This is a genomic window from Sulfitobacter sp. HI0129, from assembly GCF_001635395.1.
GTDB lineage: Bacteria > Pseudomonadota > Alphaproteobacteria > Rhodobacterales > Rhodobacteraceae > Sulfitobacter.
Genome location: NZ_LWGH01000968.1, coordinates 1 through 6,897, shown reverse-complemented (window position 1 = coordinate 6,897; position 6,897 = coordinate 1). Strand labels below are relative to the sequence as shown.

Sequence of the window (6,897 nt, the reverse complement as noted above, 5' to 3'; positions counted from 1 at the left end):
GATCGTTCAGCATCGCCTCGATCGCCGCCACATCCTCAGGGGGTCCCGGCATATCGAAATCGAGCCGCCCGTAGGTGCCGGAAATCTGGCCGCCCGTCACGCCGAAGGGCAGCACCACGGAGAGCAGATGCAGCGCGGTATGCACCCGCATCATCCGGTGCCTGCGATCCCAGTCCAGCGTCTGCACCACATGGGCCCCCACGGGGGGCATGGGCACCGGCTCAGAGGGCACCAGAACGATGTCCTCCCCCGGGCCGCGCAGCGTGGTCGCGATGGGCAGGCGGCAGTTGTCCCAGTCGAGACGCCCGCTGTCGCCCGGCTGCCCCCCGCCCGTCGGGTAAAAGAGGCTCGCGTCCAGCACGATGCCCCCCTCGGGCGTGTGGGAGACCACGCGCGCGGGCGCCTCACGCCGATAGGCGTCTTCGCGGAACAGGGGCCGGGTCATGCCTTGTCGTCATCCGCGATGGGGGCGGATGGCGCATCTGCAGCGGCCTCCCCGCTGACCTGACGCGCGCGCAGGGCGTCCTGCAGCACCTCGGGGTTGCGCAGCCAGAGGTCACGCTGCGCGAAGGGAATCTCGATCCCCTCGGCGACGAAGCGTTCGGCGATGGAATGGTTGAGGTCATTCTTGACCGGCATCGTCCAGTTCACATCCCGCAGGATCGCGCGAATCTCGAATTCCAGCGAGTCCGCGCCGAAGTTGACCAGCAGAACGGTGGGCGGCGGATTCATGAGCACCATGGGATGCGCTTCGGCGATCTCGCGCAGGATGCGATCCACCTTGCGGGTATCGGTGCCATAGGCCACCCCCACGGGCACGATGACCCGGCCAACGGTGTTGCCCCGGGTGAAGTTCGTGACCGTTCCGCTGACCAGATCGGCGTTGGGCACGATGACGTCCGTGCGATCGAAGGTCTCGATCCGGGTGGAGCGTACCGAGATATCGCGGACATAGCCCATCTGGCCGCCCACCTCGATCCAGTCTCCTTCGGAGATCGGCCGCTCGATCAGCAGGATGATACCCGAGACAAAGTTGCTGACGATGTTCTGCAGGCCGAAACCGATCCCCACCGAAAGCGCACCGGCGACGATGGCGAGCGAGGAAAGGTCGATCCCCGCCCCGGTGATCGCCAGCACCGCCGCAAGGAAGATACCGAAGTAGCCAAGACCCGAAACAATGGCGTTCTGCCCGCCGATGTCCATCTTGGTCTTGGGCAGCACATTGCTGCGCAGCGCGCTCTGGATCACGCGGGTCAGGATGTAGCCGAGGGCGAAGATCACCGCGAAGGTGAGGAAATCGGTGGGCGAAATACGGGTTTCGCCGATCGCGAAGCCCCGGCTGAACTGCCCCCAAAGCTCCGCGAGGTCGCTCACCCGGGCCCCCCATGCCAGCGCCAGCAGCGGGGCGACGAGCATCAGCAGCAACATGCCGAAGAGCACCGGCATCAGCGCGTCCCGCGCCTCCGCCCCCTGCCCGGTCAGCGCGCCATAGACATCGGCGCTGAACCGCTGCAACGCCATCACGAGCCCGAGCAGTACCAGTGTCAGCACATAGGGCTGCAATATCGCCTCTCCGGCGTTGAAGTACCCGATGGCCTTCAGCACTGGCGCGGCGATGGCAACGACTACGGCACCGAGGCCCAGACCGTTCACCACCCGGCTGAAGGTCGACACGCGCGGCGTATCGTCCGGTGTATCGGCAGGAGCGGGATCGGCGTAGTGGCGCAGAATACGGCCAATCTGGAACAGGGAAAACGCGATGATCAGCGTGACCGGGTAGGTGACGACAGCCAGCGCGCCTTCGTCACTGGTGGCAAACTCCATCACGGTGCGCAGGACCACGTCGATCACGATGGCGGCAGTGATCGCACCGACGTAGAAGCGCCCCTTTTGCCGGGATCCCTGATCGACCAGCAGCAGCGCCTCGTCATCATCGCGGGAAAAGACCCGCTCCGACACCCAGCGGAACCCGAGCATCAGCGCGCCCACGGTAGGGATTAGCGCCAGCAGATCGCTGCCGCGGGGGCCGAAATAGCCGGTCATATCAGCCGCAAGCGCCAGCGCTACGATGCCGATATAGGGCAGCAGGATGCGCAGCAGCGACACCACGAAGCGCCAGATGCCCAGGCCCCGCGCGCCCTTCCGGCGCAGGCGGCCCACGATCATCGTGGCCCAGACTTGGCCCCGCAGGATCAGAACGAGGCCCAGCAATGCGGCAAAGAAGATGAGCGGCAGCTTCTGGCGAAGATCGTCTGCCGCGCGGTCGGTGGCCGGTGTCTCGGTCTGCCAGATGAGCTGCAGCCCGCGCTGCAGATGAACCAGCGCATCGTCCCAGAGCATGGGATTGAACGGCGATGGCCCCAGTTGCAGCAAGCGCGCCGCCTGCCTTTCCCGCAGGATGGCATCGATCTGCTCGATCAGGCCGTTGGCTTCCAGAAAGGCAGCCTCCGCCGTCTGGACCGGGGCGAGAAGCGTGTTCAGTTCGGCGGTCAGCTCCGCGCGTTTGGAGGCCACGTCAGGCGGTTCGGCATCGGTCTGCTCCCCTTCCGCCGGGGTGCCGAGCGCCGCGATCTGGTCGCGCAGGATCTTGATGCGGTTCGCGTTCAGCCCGCTCGCGGCCTCGAACTCCGCCCGATATTCGGTAAGCCGCTTGCGCATGGCTTCCAGCGCGGGGTCTTCGGCGGTTTCGTTCTCCACCATGGTGGCGGCGCGTTTGGAAAGCGTATCCCAACGATCCTCATCGACGCCCGGCACCTCCTGCGCCAGCGCAGGCGCCGTGCATAGCACCACGATCAGCCCAAGGGCCGCGATCAGACGGGTCATGATATGTCTCATACGTCTTCGAAGACGCCGGGTATGGAGGCAGGGGCGCGGTCCAGCCAGTCAGGCGTGGGCAATCCCTTTTCCCGCAGGAAATCGGGGTTGAAAAGCTTCGACTGGTAACGCGTGCCGAAATCGCACAGGACTGTCACGATGGTATGGCCGGGGCCAAGGTCCTTCGCGAGGCGGATGGCACCGGCCACGTTCACGCCCGAAGAGGCGCCAAGGCAAAGGCCCTCATGCTCCAGCAGGTCGAAAACGATGGGCAACGCCTCCTCATCGGGGATGTTGTAGCTGTAATCCGGGCGGAACCCTTCGAGGTTCTTGGTGATGCGGACCTGTCCGATGCCTTCGGCGATGGAGCCGCCTTCGGCCTCTAGCTCACCGGTGGTGTAATAGCTGTGCAACGCCGCCCCGTCCGGATCGGCCAGCGCGATTTTCACGCCCTTGGGCTGCAGGGCCATCGCCACCCCGGCGAGTGTGCCGCCCGAGCCCACGGCGCAGCAGAATCCATCGACCTTGCCGCCGGTCTGCTCCCAGATCTCGGGGCCGGTGGTTTCCACATGGGCCTGCCGGTTTGCGGTGTTGTCGAATTGATTGGCCCAGATCACGCCTTCTTTCGTGGTCTGGGCCAGCTCCTTGGCCAGCCGTTCTGAATAGCGCACGAAGTTGTTGGGGTTGCGGTAGGGCGCTGCAGGCACCTGAACGAGTTCCGCCCCGGCAAGGCGCAGCATGTCCTTCTTTTCCTGGCTCTGCGTTTCGGGAATGACGATGACGGTCTTGAACCCCATGGAGGCCCCGACAAGCGCAAGGCCGATCCCGGTATTGCCGGCGGTGCCTTCGACGATGGTGCCACCCGGCTTCAACTCACCCCGCGCCAGCGCATCCTGAATGATATAGAGCGCCGCGCGGTCCTTGACCGACTGGCCGGGGTTCATGAATTCCGCCTTGCCCAGAATTTCGCAGCCTGTCTCCTCGCTTGCTCTGCGCAGTTTGATCAGTGGCGTGTTTCCTATGGCCTCGGCCAGATCCTTCGCGACGTGCATGACAGCCCCCAGTGTTATTTCATCCCGATGTAGCGTTCCCCCCCGCCGACCTCAAGCGTGCGCGGTGCCGTGCAAGCCAATAGGCGGCGATAACCAGCGGGCCGTTGGCGGCCTCCTGCCGGTCGCAAAGCGCCATCAGCGCGTCGAAATCCAGAAGATGGGAGCGGATATCCTCATGCTCGGCATCGAGACCGGAAACCCCGGTCGCCGCATCAGGAAGATCCGCCAAACCTACGAAAATATGGAAAAAATCGGTCGCCGACCCTGGGGATGCATAGACCTCTGCCACGGGTTCCAGCCGGCCCAGTTCAAGGCCCGCCTCCTCCATCGCTTCGCGGCGCGCGGCCCCCTCTGCGGTCTCTCCGGGGTCGATACGACCCGCGACCGGCTCCAATTGCCAGACGGCACGATCATGCCGGGCAAGCGGGCCCATGCGCATCTGTTCGACCAGCAGGACCCTGTCCCGCACCGGATCGTAGGGCAGGACGAGCGCGGCATCCGTTCCGATGAAAACCGCCCGCTCCACCGGGGCGGACATGCCCCCGGCGAAGGTTTCATGGCTCAGATGCCATTCCTCCAGCGCGAAGAAATTCGCATAGACCCGGTCGACCCGCGCCACATCCACCCTGCCCTTCAGCGTGTTTGCGCCGTGTTTCGAACGCGCACCATTCACCTTGGCCGCCGCGCGTGCGCGGATCATCGGGAACATGCGCGCGACGGTCTCGCGGTCCTTGTGGCCCATGTAGGACATGACTTCGCGCGCGGCGTGACAGCTGAGCGCACCCCAGTCCCGCTCCCAATCCTCCAGCGACCAAGGCTCCTCCGCCGTCCAGAGACCGGGTTGCGGAAAATAGACTTGCGCCTCCGATCCGTTTTCGAGTGTCACGACCGCCAGATCATAGGCAAAGCTGCCTTCGTAGAAATCGAGCCGCGCGATATCCTCGGGCGACAGATCGCGCAGCAGCACGCCGGGGGCCCGGGCACCGGCCTGGGGCGCGATGGTGGGAAACGGGCCTTCGGCCACCCCGCGTACCTCGTGATCCGGCAGGGCCGTCGGGGTCAGGTCAAGCGTTTCCCGGCCCCGCCCCAACACGATTTCAAGCAGCGGCAAATGACGCAGCGTGCCGTAGAAAAAGAGATTTGCCATGTGATCAGCGCCAGCGGTTTCCTGCGAATTCGGTCAGGAGCCCGCTTACCACCGCCCCGATCAGAAGCACCACCCCGATCGGTACGGTTGCGATGATCAGCGCATATTCCGCGCCGATCTCGAATATCGCGGTCAGCGCTTCGAGGGGGCCGTCGTAACGGTTGCGCATGGCAAGTCGCACCATTTCGTTCGTGGCCTGAACGCCGATCCCCCAGAGCATCAGCAGAAACACCCCCGTCAGACCATTGTTGATCGCCGCCGTGGTCCCCCGGCCCGCGCGTTTGCCCATGGCGACCCAACCGACGAGAAGGCCGAGACCGATGTTGATGGGAATGAAATACCCGAAATCGGTATTCTCCGGCATGAGCGGCATGACCATCCCGGAAACCACGTAAGCCAGCACCGCCAGACAGAGCGCTGCGACCAGACGAGCGGCTGTAGGCATGGGGCAGATCCTTCGGTAGCAGCCCTCAGACGGGCCGCCTTACCGTAATCTGCGTCACATCGCAGTTTCCACTGTCAAATGTCGCAGCACAGGAAGTGAGGTAAAAATTCCACATCCGGCGGAAACGGTCATCGAAGCCCAAGGCCGCGATCTGGTCCCAGCGGTCATTGAAGGTTTCATGCCAGCGCCGCAGGGTGATGTCATAGCTCTTGCCGAATTCGATCGACCGGTCGACCACAAGGCCCGCGCGCGTCACCTGTGAGCGAAGCGCCGAGGGGCTGGGCAACATGCCGCCCGGAAAGATGTATTTTTGGATGAAATCCACACCGCGCTTGTAGACCTGCCAGCGGCGGTCCTGCACGGTGATGATCTGCAGCGTCGCCGCCTTGCCGGGTTTCAGCCGCTCGCGCAGCGTGTCGAAATAGGCGGGCCAGTATTTCTCTCCCACGGCTTCGAACATCTCGATGCTGGCGATGCCGTCATAGCTGCCACGCTCGTCGCGGTAATCCTGCAGCTTGAAATCGACCTGTCCGGATAATCCTGCCTTTTCAATACGGTTGCGCGCGTATTTGATCTGCTCTTCGCTGATCGTGAGCGCCGTTACCTTCAGCCCGCGCTCCTTCGCGGCATATTCCGCGAAACCGCCCCAGCCGCAGCCGATCTCCAGCACGTGATCGCCGGGCTGCGCACCCATCTGATCCACCATGGAGGCATATTTGGCGGTCTGCGCCGCCTCCAGCGAAAGCTGTGCGCCTTCATCGAAAAGCGCGCTGGAATAGGTCATCGTATCGTCGAGCCACAGCCCATAGAAATCATTGCCCAGATCGTAATGGTAGCTGATGTTCTTGCGGGCCTGTGCCTTGTGGTTGCGCTGCAACCAGAAGCGGAACCGTTCGAAAGTGCGCACCAATCCCATGCCGGGAAAACCGTCGTAGATCTCTTCGTTGCCCGCATGAACGAGATCCATGAACGCCTGCAGATCCGGCGTGGACCACCATTCGTCCAGATAGGCATCGCAGAAGCCCAGATCACCTTCGCGGATCAGCCGGGCAAACAGATCGTCGTTGTGGATGCGCAATTCCGCCACCGGGCCGGGCCGGGCCCCTTCGGCGCGAAACACGCGCCCGTCGCGCAGAACGAAATCCACCCGCCCGTTTTGCAGGTCTTTCGACTTGGCAAAGACCTGCGGAAAATAGCGCGGCAGGTTGTCCTGCCCGTCCGTGGTGGTGAAGATCATGTGCGCTCCCGTTGGCGTCATTTTGATTTTTCGATGAGGCGCAGCGATACTACCCGCGTGCCCCGGATAAACAATTTAAAAGTCCCGGCCTTCATAGATTTCGAGCGCCCGCGCCCGCCCTTCCGAAAGCTCCACGACGGGATCCGGATAAGGGTCGGACGGCGCCATGCCCCAGCTGCGCGGAATCGCGTCGAAATAGGCC

General features: G+C 63.8%; 6 protein-coding genes. All 6 read right to left on the bottom strand.

All coding sequences use genetic code 11. The features are described from left to right. On the bottom strand, window positions 1-445 hold a 445-nt coding region (locus tag A3764_RS21420), incomplete at its 3' end, for an alanyl-tRNA editing protein (protein WP_150122381.1). Then, window positions 442-2,823, bottom strand: a complete 2,382-nt coding sequence (locus A3764_RS21415; RefSeq protein WP_067925968.1) for a DUF3772 domain-containing protein — start codon at window positions 2,821-2,823, stop codon at window positions 442-444. The genes A3764_RS21420 and A3764_RS21415, both read right to left, overlap by 4 nt. An 8-nt stretch (window positions 2,824-2,831) precedes the next feature. Next, complete coding sequence (locus A3764_RS21410) at window positions 2,832-3,866, bottom strand: cysteine synthase A (protein WP_067925970.1); 1,035 nt, start codon at window positions 3,864-3,866, stop codon at window positions 2,832-2,834. Window positions 3,867-3,885: 19 nt separating this feature from the next. After that, complete coding sequence (locus A3764_RS21405; protein ID WP_067925973.1) at window positions 3,886-5,013, bottom strand: NUDIX domain-containing protein; 1,128 nt, start codon at window positions 5,011-5,013, stop codon at window positions 3,886-3,888. A gap of 4 nt (window positions 5,014-5,017) precedes the next feature. Further along, complete coding sequence (locus A3764_RS21400) at window positions 5,018-5,458, bottom strand: TrgA family protein (protein ID WP_067925976.1); 441 nt, start codon at window positions 5,456-5,458, stop codon at window positions 5,018-5,020. Window positions 5,459-5,483: 25 nt separating this feature from the next. Next, window positions 5,484-6,695 (bottom strand): SAM-dependent methyltransferase, encoded by a 1,212-nt coding sequence (locus tag A3764_RS21395; RefSeq protein WP_067925979.1) that lies wholly within the window; start codon window positions 6,693-6,695, stop codon window positions 5,484-5,486. Between the last annotated feature and the right edge of the window lie 202 nt (window positions 6,696-6,897).